Below are 17891 nucleotides of genomic sequence, written 5' to 3'. Positions count from 1 at the left end.
GGTTATCGCGCGAGTCATGAAATGATGGGCAGTAGCGGATTTAAAGTCGGTGCATAAAAGTACTTGCCAAGCAGTGTGGTGCTCCATATAATCTCGTTTCTTCAGGCTCGTAGCTCAGCTGGTTAGAGCACCACCTTGACATGGTGGGGGTCGTTGGTTCGAGTCCAATCGAGCCTACCAACGAAAGTGAAATTCCGGCGTAGCCGGGATTTCGCAAACTGCAGTAAGCGCCTCGGCGCAAAAGGCGAATACGGTTATGACACCGCGAACGTTGACCGAAACCACTTCGGAGCGACGCTAGTCGAGGACCACTTTCGCCAGTGCAGTTTGCAGGAAATGTGAATGCGGCCCCTCGAAAGCGGGGCCGCATTTTTTTTGGCTTGTTTGATGGTTGTATCTGCCGCCGCCGGTCGGCATCACGGAGAACGCAATGGTTTCGATACGTCTGCCTGACGGTTCTGTTCGACAGTACGAGCATCCGGTGACCGTCGCCGAAGTGGCCGCGTCCATCGGCCCCGGCCTCGCGAAGGCCGCGCTCGGCGGCAAGATCGACGGTGAGCTCGTCGATACGTCCACGTTGATCGACCGCGACGTGTCACTGGCCATCATCACCGAAAAAGACGCAGACGGTCTCGACATTATTCGGCACTCCACGGCGCATTTGCTCGCGTACGCGGTGAAAGACCTGTATCCCGAAGCGCAGGTCACCATCGGTCCGGTGATCGACAACGGCTTTTACTACGACTTCGCCTACAGCCGTCCCTTCACGCCCGAAGATCTCGAAAAGATCGAAAAGCGCATGCAGGAACTCGCGAAGAAAGACGAGCCGGTTTCGCGCCGCGTCGTGTCGCGCGGCGAAGCGGTCGACTACTTCAAGAGCATCGGCGAGAAGTACAAGGCGGAGATCATCGAGTCGATTCCCGCTACCGACGAAATCAAGCTGTACTCGCACGGCGGCTTTACCGATCTGTGCCGCGGTCCGCACGTGCCGTCCACCGGCAAGCTCAAGGTCTTCAAGCTGATGAAGGTCGCGGGCGCTTACTGGCGCGGCGATTCGAAGAACGAGCAGTTGCAGCGCATTTACGGTACGGCCTGGACGAAGAAAGAAGACCAGGAAGCGTATCTGCACATGCTCGAGGAAGCGGAAAAGCGCGACCACCGCAAACTCGGCAAGCAGCTTGACCTGTTTCACATGCAGGACGAGTCACCGGGCATGGTGTTCTGGCATCCGCGCGGCTGGACGTTGTGGCAGCAGGTCGAGCAGTACATGCGCCGCCGCGTGAACGACGCCGGCTATCTGGAGATCAAGACGCCCATGATCATGGACCGGTCGCTGTGGGAGGCGTCGGGCCACTGGCAGAACTATCGTGAAAATATGTTCACGACGGAATCGGAAAAGCGCGACTACGCGATCAAGCCGATGAACTGCCCCGGTCACGTGCAGGTGTTCAACCACGGCTTGCGCTCATATCGGGATCTGCCGCTGCGTTACGCGGAGTTCGGCTCGTGCCACCGCAACGAATCGTCGGGCGCGCTGCATGGCTTGATGCGCGTGCGCGGGTTCGTGCAGGACGACGCGCACATTTTCTGTACAGAAGACCAGTTCATCAGCGAGTCGATCGCTTTCAATACGCTCGCCATGAGCGTGTACAGCGACTTCGGCTTCGATCATGTCGAGATCAAGCTGTCGCTGCGCCCTGATGCGCGCGCCGGCACGGACGAAACGTGGGATCGCGCGGAGCAGGGCCTGCGCGAAGCGCTGACCGCGTGCGGCGTGACGTGGGAAGAACTGCCGGGCGAAGGCGCGTTCTATGGTCCGAAGGTGGAATATCACATCAAGGACGCGCTCGGCCGCTCGTGGCAATGTGGCACGCTGCAGCTCGACATGGTGCTGCCGGAGCGTCTCGGCGCGGAGTACGTCGCGGAAGACAACAGCCGTCGCCGGCCGATCATGCTGCACCGGGCAATCGTCGGATCAATGGAGCGTTTTCTCGGCATCCTGATCGAGCACCATGCCGGTGCAATGCCCGCTTGGCTTGCGCCCGATGCAGGTGGTGGTGATGAATATCGCCGAAAGTCAGGCCGAATACGCCCAGTCTCTAGCCCAATCGTTGCAAAAACAAGGGGTTAGAGTAGAGGCCGATTTGCGCAACGAGAAGATTAGCTATAAAATACGTGAGCACACGCTTGAGAAGGTGCCGTACCTGCTTGTGGTCGGCGACAAGGAGCGTGAAGCCCAAACGGTAGCCGTGCGTGCCCGTGGTGGTGTCGACCTTGGCGTGATGCCTGCCGATACCTTCATTGAGCGTCTGCGCCTGGACGTGCAGTCGTTCAACTGAGCCACTTGGCAGCCCGGCTCGTTTTTTTAATTTTTAGAGGAAACGTAACATCGCTACTGATAAGTCTGCGCACCGCATCAACGGTGAAATTACGGCACCCGAGGTGCGTCTGGTCGGAGTCGAGAACGAACCGCTCGGCATCGTGAAACTCGCTGATGCGTTCCGCATGTCGGAACAGCAAGACGTGGATCTGGTGGAAATCGCGCCGCAAGCGGTTCCGCCGGTTTGCCGCTTGATGGACTACGGCAAGTTCAAGTACTCGGAAGCGAAGAAGCAGCACGAGGCCAAGCTCAAGCAGAAGATCGTTCAGGTCAAGGAAGTCAAATTCCGCCCGGGCACTGACGACGGTGACTACAACGTCAAACTGCGCAACCTCATTCGCTTTCTCGAAGACGGCGACAAGACGAAAATCACGTTGCGTTTCCGTGGCCGCGAAATGGCTCACCAGGAAATCGGTATGCGCATGCTGGAACGCCTGCGCACCGACCTCGACGAAGTAGGTCAGGTCGAGCAAATGCCGAAAATGGAAGGGCGCCAGATGATCATGGTGCTCGCTCCGAAGAAAAAGAAGTAAGCGGTCAGAGCGGCGGCGCGCCATGTGGCGCGCGTTCTGGTTGTCAAGTTCGAGTGGCGTCACGCCGGGTGTCCGGCGCGACGTCAGCAGGTTTCGGAGCGGCGCTCGTGCAAACGTGCCGTTTCCTGAAAGCGGCCGCCGGCGGTATCGGCGGTCTGCATACCAAGTGGAGTGGGTTTCGAAGGGCGGGTAATGGCCAACTGGCCGACCGCACACCCATATCCATCTAATAATGGAGTTGTCATGCCGAAGATGAAGACCAAGAAGAGTGCTGCAAAGCGCTTCGTGGTGCGTCCGGGCGGTACCGTCAAGCGCGGTCAAGCCTTCAAGCGCCACATTCTTACCAAGAAGACCACCAAGAACAAACGCCATCTGCGCGGTTCGACGGCAGTTCATGATTCCGATCTGAACTCCGTGCGCGCAATGCTGCCGTTCGCTTAACCCTTAACCGAAACTCATAGGAGCAAGACATGCCTCGAGTAAAACGTGGGGTTACCGCACGGGCCCGTCACAAGAAGATCATCAAGCTGGCCAAGGGTTACCGCGGCCGTCGCAATAACGTCTATCGCATCGCCAAGCAGGCGGTCATGCGCGCAGGCCAGTACGCCTACCGCGATCGCCGCAACAAGAAGCGCGTGTTCCGTGCATTGTGGATCACGCGTATCAACGCGGCGGTGCGTCAGCACGACATGACGTACAGCGTGTTCATCAACGGCCTGAAGAAGGCTTCGATCGAACTGGACCGCAAGGTGCTGGCCGACATGGCTGTGTTCGACAAGGCTGCTTTTGCTGCGATCGTTCAGCAGGTGAAAGCCGCCGTTGCAGCCTGATTGCGCTTCTGGCAATTAACACTGCGTGGTTCGTTGCAGCGAACATCCGGTAGTCTCGGTGACGCTGCAACAAAAACGGGGCTCCTCACCGAGCCCCGTTTTTGTTGGTAGAACCAGTTTTGTTTCGATAGAACACTGACGTTGAAATGATGGGATCAATGGATCTGGACCAGATTGTCGCCGACGCGCAAAAAGCCTTCGCAGAAGCCTCCGACGTCACCACGCTCGAGAACGAGAAAGCGCGCTTTCTCGGTAAATCGGGCGCGCTGACAGAACTGTTGAAGGGCCTTGGCAAACTCGATCCCGAAACGCGCAAGACCGAAGGCGCACGGATCAACCTCGTCAAGCAACAGGTCGAAGCCGCATTGACGGCGCGCCGCCAGGCGCTGGCCGACGCGTTGCTGAACCAGCGCCTCGCCGCCGAAGCGATCGACGTCACCTTGCCGGGACGCGGCGCCCATGCCGGCAGCCTGCATCCGGTGATGCGCACGTGGGAGCGCGTCGAACAGATTTTCGGCAGCATCGGTTTCGACGTGGCCGACGGCCCCGAGATCGAAACCGACTGGTACAACTTCACCTCGCTGAACAGCCCGGAAAACCATCCGGCGCGTTCGATGCAGGACACGTTCTACGTCGACGGCAAAGATGCCGACGGCCGTCAACTGCTGCTGCGCACGCATACGAGCCCGATGCAGGTCCGCTACGCGCGCACCAACACGCCGCCTATCAAGGTGATCGTGCCGGGCCGCACGTATCGCGTGGACAGCGACGCGACTCACTCGCCCATGTTCAACCAGGTCGAAGGCCTGTGGATCGAAGAGAACATCAGCTTCGCGGATCTGAAGGGCGTCTATACCGACTTTCTCAAGAAGTTCTTCGAGCGCGACGATATTCAGGTGCGTTTCCGCCCGTCTTATTTCCCGTTCACCGAACCGTCGGCTGAGATCGACATGTTGTTCGAAACGGGCAAGAACGCGGGCAAATGGCTCGAGATTTCGGGTTCCGGCCAGGTTCATCCCACGGTGATCCGCAACATGGGCCTCGACCCGGAGCGCTACATCGGCTTTGCATTCGGCAGCGGCCTCGAGCGGCTCACCATGTTGCGCTACGGCGTGCAGGACCTGCGTCTGTTCTTCGAAAACGACCTGCGTTTCCTGCGTCAATTTGCCTGAGCGCGCCTATAAGCGCGCCTACTGAGCGCGCCCGAGCGAACGCGCACGGCGCGACGACGAGCATAGAGCGCGGCAACGAACGCAGTGCCTGCCGCCAAAGCGTCCCGCAGTGACAAGCAGTGACAGTTGGCCTCTGCGTCACGTGGACCTAAACCGATCAGAACGTACACAGAACCATGCAATTCCCGGAATCCTGGCTGAGAACCTTTGTCGATCCGCAACTGACCACGGACGAGTTGTCGCACGCATTGACGATGGCGGGTCTCGAAGTGGAAGACCTGCGGCCGGCCGCGCCGCCGACCTCGAAGATCGTGGTCGGTCAGGTGCTGGAAGTCGTCAAGCATCCGGACGCGGACAAGCTCAACGTCTGCCAGGTGAACGCCGGCACGGGCGCGACGCTGAACATCGTATGCGGTGCGCCGAACGTGGCACCCGGCATCAAGGTGCCGGTCGCGCTGGTCGGCGCGCAACTGCCGCCGGCCGAAGAGGGCGGTGCGCCGTTCGCGATCAAGCTCTCGAAGCTGCGCGGCGTGGAAAGCCAGGGCATGCTGTGCTCCGCGCGCGAGCTGAAGCTGTCCGAAGATCATAGCGGCCTGATGATCCTGCCGGAAGATACGCCGATCGGCCAGGACATCCGCGAAACGCTCAATCTCGACGACACCATTTTCGAAATCAAGTTGACGCCGAACAAGGCGGACTGCCTGTCGGTGTTCGGCGTGGCGCGCGAAACGTCCGCGATCACCGGCGCACCGTTGCGTTCGCTCGAGATCAAGCCAGTCGAGGTCAAGCTCAACGAGACGCTGCCTGTCAGAATTTCGGCGCCCGATCTGTGCGGACGTTTCTCGGGCCGCGTCATCCGCGGCGTGAATGCGCGTGCGAAGTCGCCGCAATGGATGATCGAACGTTTGGAGCGTTCGGGTCAGCGCAGCATCTCGGCGCTCGTCGATATTTCGAATTACGTGATGCTCGAGTTGGGCCGTCCGTCGCACGTGTTCGATCTGGACAAGATCCACGGCGGCATGGACGTGCGTTGGGGCCGCAAGGGCGAAACGCTCAAGCTGCTGAACGGCAACACCGTCGAAGTCGACGAAACCGTGGGCGTGATCGCCGACGAGCGGCATATCGAAAGTCTCGCGGGCATCATGGGCGGCGACAGCACGGCCGTCACGCTCGACACCACCAACATCTACCTCGAAGCCGCGTTCTGGTGGCCCGACAGCATTCGCGGCCGCTCGCGCAAGTACAACTTTTCGACGGACGCCGGCCATCGCTTCGAGCGCGGCGTCGATTACGCGAGCACCGTCGAACATATCGAGCGCATCACGCAACTCATCCTCGACATTTGCGGTGGCGAGGCGGGTCCGGTGGACGACCAGATCGTCAACGTGCCGCAGCGCGAGCCGGTGAAGATGCGCGTGTCGCGCGCGAACCGCATCATTGGCGTTGCGATCGGCGCTGACGAAATCGCGCAGATCTTCACGCGCCTCGGCCTCACATTCGAACGTGACGGCGACACCTTCTCGGTGATGCCGCCGTCGTACCGTTTCGACATTGAAATCGAAGAGGACCTGATCGAGGAAGTCGCGCGCATCTACGGTTTCGAAAAGATTCCGGCGCGCCCGCCCGTCGCGAAGAGCGAGATGCGCGCGACCCACGAAACGCGCCGCTCGATCCACACTATCCGCCACGCGCTTGCCGCGCGCGATTACGCGGAAACGGTGAACTTCAGTTTCGTCGACGCCGAGTGGGAACAGGACTTCGCCGGCAACGACAAGCCGGTGCGCCTGCTGAACCCGATCGCGAGCCAGTTGTCGGTCATGCGCACGACGCTGTTCGGCAGCCTCATCCACGTGCTGCGCACGAACCTGAACCGGCGCGCCGCCGACCGCGTGCGCGTGTTCGAAGCGGGCCGCGTGTTCCTGCACGATCCGTCGATCAAGGCGGGCGAGCTGACGGTCGAAGGCTTCGCGCAGCCGAAGATGATCGGAGGCCTCGCGTACGGTCCGGCGCTCGACGAACAGTGGGGCGCATCCGCGCGCACGGTCGACTACTTCGACGTGAAGGCCGACGTCGAGACGTTGCTCGCGCCGGCGGCGGCGCGCTTCGTGAAAGCGGAGCATCCGGCGCTGCATCCGGGGCGCAGCGCACGCATCCAACTCGATGGCCGCGCGATCGGCTGGATTGGCGAATTGCATCCGCGCTGGATGCAAAAATATGATTTACCGCATGCGCCGATTCTGTTTGAACTTGAAGCGGACGCATTAATGCAACGCGTATTGCCCACGCCGTCGGAAGTGTCTAAATTCCCGCCGGTGCGACGCGATATCGCAGTGGTTGTCGATCAGAAAATCGAGGTGCAAGCGCTTCTCGACGAGCTCCAGAAGGCCCAGTCCGAGCCCGCCTGCAAGACCGTTCAGAAGGTTGCGCTTTTCGACGAATTCCGTCCAAAATCAAACACTTCCGGTGGTCTGGCGGCTCACGAGAAAAGCCTTGCGTTCCGAGTTACCTTGCAAGATACTGGCGGGACCCTTCAAGACGAAACGGTCGATCTGGCCATTCAGACTCTGGTGGAACGTCTGGCTCGAGTATATGGCGCACGGTTGCGCGGATAACCCGCATTTAACAATTGCACGGCTGTTTCCGCATCCTTTGTTTTCTGTCTGGCGCGCCATTTGATAGATATGAATGAAATGAACTCGAGTGATTTCGAAGCCCTTCTTACGGCGCAACGCAGCGCCATGATTCGAGAAATTCCGACATCACCCGCCGCCGTTTCAACTGAAACGCCGACGCTCACCAAAGCGGAACTTGCCGAGTTGCTGTTCGACAATGTCGGGCTCAACAAGCGGGAAGCGAAAGACATGGTCGAGGCGTTTTTCGAGGTGATCCGCGACGCGCTCGAGAGCGGCGACAGCGTCAAGCTGTCCGGCTTCGGCAACTTCCAGTTGCGCGACAAGCCGCAGCGTCCCGGCAGAAACCCGAAAACCGGCGAGGCGATTCCGATCGCCGCGCGCCGCGTTGTGACGTTTCATGCAAGTCAAAAGCTGAAGGCTCTGGTCGAGAACGGCGCGGAAGCGAGCTTCACGCGCTGATCGACTGGCGCGTTCCTGCGCAACCCACCACGACGGCTAACTGACGATGACAGCGACGATGGAAAAAGTCGTCTTGCCTCCGATTCCAGCGAAACGCTACTTCACGATTGGTGAGGTCAGCGAACTATGCGGTGTGAAGCCGCATGTGCTGCGCTATTGGGAGCAGGAGTTTACGCAGTTGCGGCCGGTGAAGCGGCGCGGTAATCGCCGGTACTATCAGCATCACGAGGTGCTGTTGATCCGGCGGATTCGCGAGCTGTTGTACGAGCAGGGTTTCACGATCAACGGTGCGCGCAACCGGCTCGATTCGCATGGCGGCGGCGCGCACGGTGCGCCGGCCGCAGCGGGCGACCAGGTCGAGGGCGTCGCACCGCCGGCGCCGACCACGGTTGCCGTCGACGTCGAACAGTTGCGCAAAGAGCTGCTTCACGTGATCGACCTGTTGAATCGCTAATGGCTTTGTTGGTGGCGGCGGTTCTCATCGAATGAAGTGTCTGTTATAATTTCTTGCTGTTCGGGGCGTAGCGCAGCCTGGTAGCGTACCTGCATGGGGTGCAGGTGGTCGGAGGTTCAAATCCTCTCGCCCCGACCAAAGAAAACAAGGCCTTACAAGCATCGCTTGTGAGGCCTTTTTCATTTGCGCCACAGCGTGCCCCGCCAATCGCGCATTCAGTGCGACGCATTCAGTGCGAAATACTCTCCAGAGATTCCCCCAACGTCCGCGGCCCCATCAGACCGATCGCGACAATCACAAGCGCCATCGCGCTCGCGATAAACACAAACACACCCGTCACGCCGAACTCCTTCAGCATAAACGCGATCACAAACGAACTGAACACAGCAGACAACCGGCTCCACGAATACACGAAGCCCACCGCCCGCGCGCGGATTGCCGTCGGATAAAGCTCCTGCTGATACGTGTGATAGGTGAACGAGATGATGTTGCCGGCCAGCGTCAGCAGCACGCCAAGCGTCACGATCATCACCGCCGCCGAGGCCTGGCTGAACAGCAATCCGCTCACGATATTGATCGCGGCCATGCACACGATCACATGCTTGCGTTCGAAGCGATCCGCGATCCAGTAGCCAAGCAACGGGCCGAGCGGCGCGGCGAGGCCGATCACCGTCGTATAGAGCAGGCTCGAGGTCACCGTGATGCCTTGCTTGACCAGCAGGGTCGGCACCCAGTTGGCGAAACCGTAGAAGCCGACCGTCTGGAAAATGTGAAAGACGATCAGCATCAGCGTGCGCTTGCGGTAGGGCGGCTGCCACATGTCGGCGAATCGCGCCTTGCGCGGCACCGGCGCCGCGGGCCCAGGCTGAGGCAGCGGCTTGCCGTATTGCTGCGCGACTTTTTCTTCCAGCCGCGCGAGCACTTCGTCCGCTTCGCGAATTCGCCCTTTGCTCGCCAGCCAGCGCGGGCTTTCCGGCAGATTTCGCCGGAAGTACCAGACGAAGAGTGCGCTGATGCCGCCGAGCAGCACGACCCAGCGCCAGCCGTCGAGTCCGAACGGCGTTCTCGGTACGAGCAGATAGGAAAGAAACGCCACGACAGGCACCGCGGAAAAGCCGATCGCCTGACAGACTGCAAAAGCCCTGCCGCGCAAGTGCTTCGGCGCGAGTTCGGACAGGTAGGTGCCGATGGTGATGAGTTCAACACCGATGCCCATGCCTGAAACGAAGCGCCATAAATTGAGGCCGTGTGCGGTGTCCTGGAACGCCATCACCGTGTTCGCCGCCATGTACCACAGCAGCGACCAGGTGAAGATCGCTCGTCGGCCAAAACGGTCGGCGAGAAAGCCGCACGCGATCGTGCCGACGAACAGCCCGGCGAAGAGCGCCGCAACGAAGCTCGCGACGCCGGACGTGCCGAAGAGCCCCGACGTCGTGGGCGTGAGAATGCCGCTTTTAACGAGACCGGGCGCGACGTAGCCCGTGAAGAGAAGATCGTACAGCTCGAAAAAGAATCCGAGACTGAGCAGCAGAATCAGCTTCCAGACCGCGCGCGTCGCGGGAAGTCTGTCGAGGCGGGCGGAAATTGTTCCGATGCCGGCGACCGTGGCCGCTTCGGCTTGTGCTGCGTCATTACCGACGCGTAGCGATGACGCGCCCTCCAGAATGGCCATGCCTGTCTCCTGTATCTGCATCTCTTTTTGAATATGTCACAACTTGCGCCGCGGCCGTTAGCGGTACTGTTCCTGCAATTCCGCAAACGAAGCGATCTTGCCCGCAAGCGCGCTTGCAACGACCGTCGGCGGACTCGCGAGCCACACCTGCCCAGGCCCGGAGCGGCCCGAGAAATTGCGGTTGATCGCGCTGATCGTGATCTGGTCCGCGTCGGTGGACGAGCCCGGTCCGCAATTGGCGCATGCGCCGCACGAGGGTTGAAGCAGAATCGCGCCGGCCTGCTCGAACGCGTCGATATAGCCGCGTTTCACGCAGTAATCGCGAACCTCCGACGTGCCGAACTGAAGAAAGAGCTTCACACCTGACGGCACCCGCAAGCCGCGCGCGAGCGCCCATGCGAGCACCTCGTGATAGTGATCGAAGTCCTCGCGCTTGCCTGCCGTGCACGAGCCGCCATACGCGATGTCCACCTTCGGGCGTTGCGCGAGATCGCGCAGCGCAATGCCGTTGCCCGGATCGCCGGGCGCGGCGAGCATCGGCGAAATGTGCGAGCAGTCTATATCGATGACGTCGGCGTACGTCGCGCCCGCATCGCTTTGCATCCACGGTTCGAGGCTGAAGTCGACGCCGCGGCGCTCCTTCAAAAAGCGCACCGTCTCTTCGTCGGGCGCGACAATGCCGGAGAAGCCGCCGAGTTCGGCCGTCATGTTGGTGAGCGTGGTTCGCTCGTCGGTCGTCAACTGATGGACAGCGCTGCCGGCGAACTCGAACACCTTTCCGACGCCCGCACCCGCACGTATGCGCGGTTCGGCCAGCAAGTGCAGCACGAGGTCTTTCGCGGTGACGCCCGGCGCCACCGCGCCGTTGAAATTAACCCGCAGCGATTCGGGCACGGTCATCCGCACCGCGCCTGTGACAAACGCATTCGCCATGTCGGTCGTGCCGACGCCGAACGCGAGACAGCCCAAGGCGCCGCTATGCGGCGTATGCGAATCGGTGCCGACAATCAGTTGCCCGGGCAGCGCGTAACGCTCGGCCATCATCGCGTGCGAGATGCCTTCTGAACCTTCGGTGAAGCTGCCGTCGACTTCGCTCAGATAGCCGTGATTCGTGATCGCGTAGTCGCGCGCGAACTGACGATGCGCCGCCGACAGTTCGCGCACGTCGGGCAGCAGGCCGTTGCGCACATGAAGCTCGCTCTTGTGCGAATACGACAGGTGATCCTCGAACGCGAGAATCGTGTCGGGATCGCTCAGCGTGAGCGGCTTGCCGAACGTGGCATGCAGCATGTGCGTGGCCATGCCCGTGTAGTACTCGTGGATGAAGCGCCAATCCGCGCGGACGAACGCGCCGCTGCCGGGCGTCGGCGTGTCGCCGGTTGCATCGGTGGAAAGCGCGTGACGGTCGAGGATTTTTTGCGCGAGCGTGCGCGGCTGCGCGTTGTTGGCGTCAGCGGCATCGGCATTGGCCGCGGAAGTTGTCGAGCGGATTTGGCGCATGTTTTGCGCGCCGTAACGCAGCAGGCCGCCGCTTGTCAGAATCGCAGCGGCGAGGCTATCGCGCGAGGCGACGAGCTCTTCGACGTCGATCGGCTCGCCTCGCTGGATGCGTTCGATCAGGCCGAAGTCCGTCGACGTAAAGAGCCCGAGGTTGTCCGCATTCTGACGATAGATGCGCTCGAAGCTCCGCGCGATCACGAGCCGGATGCCGGCGCGATATTCCGCGAGCGGACTATGTTCGCGCGACGAACCTTTGCCGTACCGGTTGCCCGCCACCGTCACGCGAAAGCCGCCGTTGCGAATCGCGTCGATACCGATCGGATTCGTATCGCCTGCACGGAACCCCACATAAGGCACCCGGCCAAGGCGTTCGTCGAAGCGGGTCAGCACGCTCATCGGCGTGATCTCGTCCGTCGACACGTCGTCTCTCAAGCTGCCTGCCGTCGCCGGGTTCAGCTCCGTACCGTCGAGCTGTTGCGCGATTCGTTCGGGGTCCGCGCAAAGAAACAGTACGCGGCCAGTCAAATCCAGTTTTGCCATCCACTTCTCCTTCTACCCGAATCTAGATGGCGGCGAGAGCTGAGCGAAGTGCTGGATCGGCAAACGGGGCATCGCGATTGGCGATGGCCTCACGAAGGGCTTGCAAGGGGCTTGTGATGGTCCGCCGACGTCTCTTTAACTGGCAGGACCTGTCAGCGCTTCAATCAACGCCTGGACCGCCTTCAGACGCGACGATTTGCGCAGCGCATGAACCCGCAGCGTGCGGCTCGTCGCCCAGGTTTCATCGAGCGGCCGGCGCACGAACGCATGCGATCCGGCGAACGCGGACGCGGCGCTCGTCGGCACAATACCGATGCCAAGTCCTGCTTCGACCATCCGGCACTGCGCATCGAAACTGTTGACGGTGACGGACAGTTTGAGCGGCGTCCGCGCTGCGTCGGCGCGCTCCTTGATGAGCAGGTCCAGCGAGCCGCCGGCCTGTAGCGCAACGAGTGGAAAGCGGAGCACGTCGCTGAAGGTCGGCGCCTCGAGCGCGGCGAGTTCGTGATCGAGAGGGAGCACGACCATCAGCGGGTCATCGGCGAAGTGCCATGATTCCAGTCCGCCGGATGCTTTGCCGCTCGCAGAAATGCCGACGTCGGCCCGGTCGTCCATGCAGGCGCGGATGACTTCGTCGCTGATCTGCTCGGTGAGCGCGATTCGCACGAGCGGGTAGTGGGCCTGAAACGCCTTCAGCCGCTCGGGCAAAAAGCCGACAATCGCCGATGCGTTCGCATACAGACGCACGACGCCGGCGACCTCGCCGCTGAGCGACTGCACCTCGCGGGCGAATGACTGCAACTGATCGTGAACCGACACCGCACGAGAAAACGCATGCCGCCCGGCCTCCGTCAACTCGACTCCCGACGGCGAACGAATCAGCAACGCGAGGCCCATTGCCGACTCCAGATCCGCGATACGCCGGCTCAGTGCGGAAGCGGCAATGTGATTGCGGCTGGCGGCGCGAGCAATCGAGCCTTCCTGCACGACGGAGATGAACAGCTCGAGGCTGTACGGATCGATTCGCATACGGCCGGCGTTGCGCCTGCATAGTTTGAACAGCCAATTCTAGCAGCGACAGTCCTAAGCCCCCGGACGACTGCGTTCAACAATCGTCACTCTCGCCCCAACTCCACAAACCGCTCCAAATGATGATCCTCATCCCCAAGCTGATGATCGATCATCACAAGCCGCTTTGCGTAATGAGCGAGCGGCAGTTCCCACGTCATGCCGATCCCGCCATGCAGTTGAATGCACTCCTGCGCGACGAGCGCACCGATCCTGCCGATGCTGTATTTCGCCGCCGACACCGCGCGCTCGCGCACCTTGCGTTCGGCACCTAACGCGGCCGCGGCGTTGATTACCGCTGAGCGTGCCTGCTCGATCTCGAGCAGCATGTCGGCCATTCTGTGCTGCAATGCCTGGAAGCTGCCGATCGCCACGCCGAACTGCTGGCGCGTGCGCAGATAGTCGAGCGTGTAGTCCTTCGCGACGTCCATCGCGCCGACCGCTTCCGAGCAGAGCGCGAGCACGCCGCATGCAATCGCATATTCGAGCGTTGCGAAACCGTTGCCCGCCGCGCCGAGCAAAGCGTCGTCGCCGAGTATGACGTTCTCGAAGCTCACTTCGGCCGCGCGCCCGCCGTCGATCTTCGGATAACCACGCACGCTCACGCCCGGCGCATCGCGAGGCACCAGAAACAGCGTCACGCCGGCTTCGGAATCGTCCGCACCTTCGGTGCGCGCCGACACGAGGAAGAAGGCAGCCTGCTCGCCGTGCTGAACCACCGCCTTGGCGCCATTCAATTGCCACGCGCTGCCATCACCATCGCCATTGCGCTCGGCGCGCGTCGTCACTCGGGCGAGTTCGTAGTGACTATCCGGCTCGCTATGCGCGAGCGCGACAATACGCGACCCGTCGATCAATCCGCCGAGCAACGCCCGCTGCGCGTCATTGCCGCTGCGAGCAATGGCCTGGCCGACGATGAGCGTATCGAGAAACGGCTCGACCACGAGCCCGCGCCCGAGGCTCTCGAACACGACTGCAATATCAAACCCGCCGCCGCCGAAGCCGCCGCTCGCTTCATCGAACAACGCGCCGATAATACCTAGCTCTCCGAAACGATTCCACAACTCACTGTTAAAGCCATGCGACGATCGCGCGATCCGGTCGCGCGTCGCGAAGCCATACTGTTCGCTGATAAAGCGGTTCAGCGTATCGGCGAGCATCCGGCGATCTTCGGTGTGCTGGAAGTTCATGATGTCCGTTTCCTTCTACAGTCCGAGGATCATTTTGGAAATGATGTTCTTCTGAATCTCATTCGATCCGCCGAAGATCGACAGCTTGCGATTGTTGAAGTATTGCGAAGCCGCGCTCGCCGCTTCGTCGGGACCAACGGGCGCGCCTTGATAACCGTCGTGCAACGCTTCTTCGATAAAGGGCTGCGCATACGGTCCCATCGCGCGGCGCGTGAGCGACGAGATCTCCTGGCGAATCTCCGTGCCGCGAATTTTCAGCATCGAACTTTCGGCGCCCGGCACGCCGCCGCCCGCCACCGCGGCGATCACGCGCAGGTTGGTCGTCTTCATGTTCTCGAGATCGATTTCGACGCGCGCCATGCGCGCCGCGAACGACGGGTCGTCCGCGAGAGGCCGCCCATTGCGCCGCTGTTTCGCCGCGATCTTGCGCAGCCGGTTGAATGCCGCCACCGAAAAGCCGACGCCCGCGATATTGGTGCGCTCATACGTCAGCAGATATTTGGCGTAGGTCCATCCCTTGTTTTCTTCGCCGACGAGGTTCGCAGCGGGCACCCGCACGTCCGTGAAAAACACTTCGTTCACTTCGTGCTCGCCGTCGAGCGTGATGATTGGCCTTACTTCGACGCCCGGCGTTGTCATGTCGATCAACAGGAAGCTGATGCCTTCCTGCTTGCGGACGTCGGTCGCGGTGCGCACGAGGCAGAAGATCATGTTCGCGTAGTGGCCGAGCGTGGTCCACGTCTTCTGTCCATTGACGATGTAATGCTCGCCGTTCGCGTCGACGCTGCGCACAGCCGTCGTTTTCACCGACGCGAGATCGGAGCCCGCGCCCGGTTCCGAATAGCCCTGGCACCACCAGTCGGAACCGTCGAGAATGCGCGGCAACCAGTGATGTTTCTGCGCATCGCTGCCGTATTTGATCAGCACAGGTCCGAGCATATTCACGCCGAAGGGCACGACGCGCGGTGCGCCGGCCAGCGCGCATTCGTTCTCGAAGATGAATTTCTGCACCGCGTTCCAGCCGGGCCCGCCGTATTCCTCCGGCCAATGATTCGCGAGCCAGCCGCGCTCGTTGAGGATCGCGTGCCACTCGGCCATGTCCTCGCGCGTGAGCCGCCGGCCGCCGTGCACTTTGTCGGCGAGACGCCGCGGGAGTTTGTCGCGCAGAAACGCGAGCACCTCGGCGCGGAACGCTTCTTCTTCGGGCGTGAAGTTCAGGTTCATCGCAGCTCCTTTGTAGATTGCAACGCTTACGGCGGGATACACCGGCAAGCAAGCGGCGTCAGATTGTCTGATTGAGGCTCGCAAAATCCGCGCCGCGCTCGACGAGTTCAACGAGCAGCGGCGACGCTTGCCAGAACAACGGGTCTTCTTTCGCGAACCCGCGAATGTCCGCGAGAATGCTCGGCAGGCCAACCATGTCCGCATATTTCATCGGACCGCCGCGATAGCGCGGGAAACCGTAGCCATACAGCAGCGTCACGTCGACGTCGAGCGGACGCAGCGCGATCCGTTCATGCACGACGTTCGCGCCTTCGTTGATCATCGCGGCCATGTAGCGGCGAATGATCTCGTCGTCGGTGAAATTGCGCGGCGTGATGCCGGCGCGCTCGCGCTCGGCGTCGATAATCGCCTCGACTTCCGGGTCCGGCTGGCCGCTGCGCGATCCTTCGGGATACAGATAGAATCCACGGCCGGTTTTTTGGCCGAACCAGCCGCGCTCGCACAGGCGGTCGGCGATCTGGACATAACGCGCCGCGGGATCGCGCGTCGCGGCGCGCCGTTTGCGCGCGGCCCAGCCGATGTCGCCGCCCGCGAGATCGACCACCTGAAACGGTCCCATCGGAAAGCCGAATGCGCGCATCGCAGCGTCGATCTGGTAGGGCGACGCGCCGTCTTCCATCATCGCGTCCGCCGCGCTACGATAGACGGCGAGGATGCGGTTGCCGATAAAGCCGTCGCATACGCCCGCACGCACCGGCGTCTTGCGCAGCTTCTTCGCGAGCTCGAACGCGGTCGCGACGACGTCGGCGCTCACGGCTTGCGGCACGACGACTTCGAGCAGCTTCATGATGTTGGCCGGCGAGAAGAAGTGCAGACCGATCACGTCGGCGGGCCGCGAAATGCTGGCGGCTATCGCGTCGATGTCGAGATACGAGGTGTTGGTCGCGAGCACGACGCCCGCTTTGCAGACGCGGTCGAGTTCGGCGAAGACGGCCTGCTTGACGGCCAGATCTTCGAAGACGGCCTCGATCACGAGGTCCGCGTTCGACAGTGCATCGTATGAGGTGCTGCCGGTCCAGCGCGCCATGAACTCATCTTTCTTCGCGGCACTCAGGCGGCCCTTCGCGATGAGGCCGTCGTAGACCTTCTCGATGTGCGCGCGGCCCCGCGCCAACGACGCCTCGTCGCGCTCGATCATCGTCACTGGCAGGCCCGCGTCGAGCACCGCGACCGCGATGCCCGCGCCCATCGTGCCGCCGCCCACCACGCCGACTGCATTCAACGCGCGCGGTTTTGCATCGCGTGTTTCCGGCGCTTTCAACACTTCACGCTCCGCAAAAAATGCGTGAATCAAGCCGGCGCGCTGCGGACTGTCGAGACATTGCAAGAAGAGTTGACGCTCGACACGCAAGCCTTCTTCGAAGCGCTGCGTGATCGCGGCCTCGATTGCATCGACGATCTTCAGCGGCGAGAACAGACCGCGCGATTTCTTTGCCGTTTCGGCGCGCGCCGCGGCGACCGCTGCGAGGCTGGCGGCGCGATCGCTCAACGCGCCGGCGTCACGCGTGCGGCGCACCGCTGCATCGCCGGCAAGCAGTTCATGCACATAGGCGAGGCCTTCGGCGAGCACGTCGCCGCTCGCGCCCAACCGGTCGACGAGTCCGAGCGCGAGCGCTTCCTTCGCGCTCGCATGGCGGCCGCTCAGGATCAGATCGAGCGCGGCCTCTGCGCCGATCAGGCGCGGCGTGCGCTGCGTGCCGCCCGCGCCGGGCAGCAGGCCGAGCTGCACCTCGGGCAAGCCGAGCTTCGCGCCTTCGACGGCAATCCGGTAGTGCGCGGCGAGCGCCACTTCGAGACCGCCGCCGAGCGCCGCGCCGTGAATCGCGGCGACGACCGGCTTCGTGCACGCCTCGATGCGGTTGCACACGTCCGGCAGCGACGGCGGCACCGGCGGCTTGCCGAACTCGCGAATATCCGCACCGGCAATGAAGTTGCGCCCTGTGCCGACGAGCAGCACCGCTTCGACCGAACGGTCGCTGTCGGCGGCTTCGATCGCGGCGAGCAGGCCACGCCGCACGTCGGCGGAAAGCGCGTTGACGGGCGCGTGGTCGATTGTGACGAGCAGCACCTTGCCGCGCAATTCGCGCGTGACGACGTCGGCTGAAATGTCGGAGGAAGAGGTGAGGGTCATGGGCGCGTCTCCTTTGATTGTCTCGGCGCGCAGACGGCGGGCGAC

The 17891-nt window shown here is 62.0% G+C and carries 13 protein-coding genes, 2 tRNA genes and 1 pseudogene; 10 read left to right on the top strand and 6 right to left on the bottom strand.

The genetic code is table 11. The features are described from left to right. The first annotated feature begins 103 nt into the window (after window positions 1-103). The 10 genes and pseudogenes from ABIE53_RS14285 (at window position 104) to ABIE53_RS14240 (ending at window position 8599) form a co-directional block, all read left to right on the top strand. Window positions 104-180 (top strand) — tRNA-Val (locus ABIE53_RS14285). Window positions 181-430: 250 nt separating this feature from the next. Further along, window positions 431-2339, top strand: a pseudogene (thrS, locus tag ABIE53_RS14280) (threonine--tRNA ligase). Between the two features lie 49 nt (window positions 2340-2388). Further along, a complete protein-coding gene (infC, locus tag ABIE53_RS14275; protein ID WP_081435533.1) occupies window positions 2389-2913 on the top strand; it encodes a translation initiation factor IF-3 in 525 nt (174 codons plus the stop codon). 243 nt (window positions 2914-3156) lie between these two features. Continuing rightward, window positions 3157-3354, top strand: coding sequence for a 50S ribosomal protein L35 (gene rpmI, locus ABIE53_RS14270; RefSeq protein ID WP_006052501.1), 198 nt, complete (start codon window positions 3157-3159; stop codon window positions 3352-3354). A gap of 29 nt (window positions 3355-3383) precedes the next feature. Then, a complete protein-coding gene (gene rplT, locus ABIE53_RS14265) occupies window positions 3384-3743 on the top strand; it encodes a 50S ribosomal protein L20 (protein ID WP_006052502.1) in 360 nt (119 codons plus the stop codon). Between the two features lie 158 nt (window positions 3744-3901). Beyond that, the gene (pheS, locus tag ABIE53_RS14260) at window positions 3902-4915 is read left to right on the top strand and encodes a phenylalanine--tRNA ligase subunit alpha (protein ID WP_006052503.1); all 1014 of its coding nucleotides are present in this window, start codon (window positions 3902-3904) and stop codon (window positions 4913-4915) included. Window positions 4916-5091: 176 nt separating this feature from the next. Next, complete coding sequence (gene pheT, locus ABIE53_RS14255) at window positions 5092-7527, top strand: phenylalanine--tRNA ligase subunit beta (protein WP_114156288.1); 2436 nt, start codon at window positions 5092-5094, stop codon at window positions 7525-7527. A gap of 69 nt (window positions 7528-7596) precedes the next feature. Continuing rightward, complete coding sequence (locus ABIE53_RS14250) at window positions 7597-8007, top strand: integration host factor subunit alpha (protein WP_006052505.1); 411 nt, start codon at window positions 7597-7599, stop codon at window positions 8005-8007. Between the two features lie 46 nt (window positions 8008-8053). Further along, complete coding sequence (locus tag ABIE53_RS14245) at window positions 8054-8461, top strand: MerR family transcriptional regulator (RefSeq protein WP_029967632.1); 408 nt, start codon at window positions 8054-8056, stop codon at window positions 8459-8461. 61 nt (window positions 8462-8522) lie between these two features. Next, window positions 8523-8599 (top strand) — tRNA-Pro (locus ABIE53_RS14240). Window positions 8600-8690: 91 nt separating this feature from the next. Here the strand turns inward: ABIE53_RS14240 and ABIE53_RS14235 are convergent. The 6 genes from ABIE53_RS14235 to ABIE53_RS14210 form a co-directional block, all read right to left on the bottom strand. Further along, window positions 8691-10133 carry an MFS transporter gene (locus tag ABIE53_RS14235; protein ID WP_114156287.1) on the bottom strand — a complete coding sequence of 481 codons (1443 nt, stop codon included), beginning with the start codon at window positions 10131-10133 and terminating at the stop codon, window positions 8691-8693. Between the two features lie 57 nt (window positions 10134-10190). Continuing rightward, window positions 10191-12173, bottom strand: coding sequence for an aconitase family protein (locus tag ABIE53_RS14230; protein ID WP_114156286.1), 1983 nt, complete (start codon window positions 12171-12173; stop codon window positions 10191-10193). 135 nt (window positions 12174-12308) lie between these two features. Next, complete coding sequence (locus ABIE53_RS14225; protein ID WP_114156285.1) at window positions 12309-13202, bottom strand: LysR family transcriptional regulator; 894 nt, start codon at window positions 13200-13202, stop codon at window positions 12309-12311. Window positions 13203-13288: 86 nt separating this feature from the next. Next, window positions 13289-14431 carry an acyl-CoA dehydrogenase family protein gene (locus ABIE53_RS14220; RefSeq protein ID WP_114156284.1) on the bottom strand — a complete coding sequence of 381 codons (1143 nt, stop codon included), beginning with the start codon at window positions 14429-14431 and terminating at the stop codon, window positions 13289-13291. Window positions 14432-14446: 15 nt separating this feature from the next. Continuing rightward, complete coding sequence (locus tag ABIE53_RS14215) at window positions 14447-15655, bottom strand: acyl-CoA dehydrogenase family protein (RefSeq protein WP_192698842.1); 1209 nt, start codon at window positions 15653-15655, stop codon at window positions 14447-14449. A 58-nt stretch (window positions 15656-15713) separates the two neighbouring features. After that, on the bottom strand, window positions 15714-17846 hold the full coding sequence (locus tag ABIE53_RS14210; RefSeq protein WP_114156723.1) for a 3-hydroxyacyl-CoA dehydrogenase NAD-binding domain-containing protein: 2133 nt from the start codon (window positions 17844-17846) through the stop codon (window positions 15714-15716). Window positions 17847-17891 lie beyond the last annotated feature (45 nt).

This window comes from Paraburkholderia sp. OAS925, from assembly GCF_040543975.1.
Lineage (GTDB): Bacteria > Pseudomonadota > Gammaproteobacteria > Burkholderiales > Burkholderiaceae > Paraburkholderia > Paraburkholderia graminis.
This window is presented reverse-complemented; position numbering and strand designations above follow the sequence as displayed.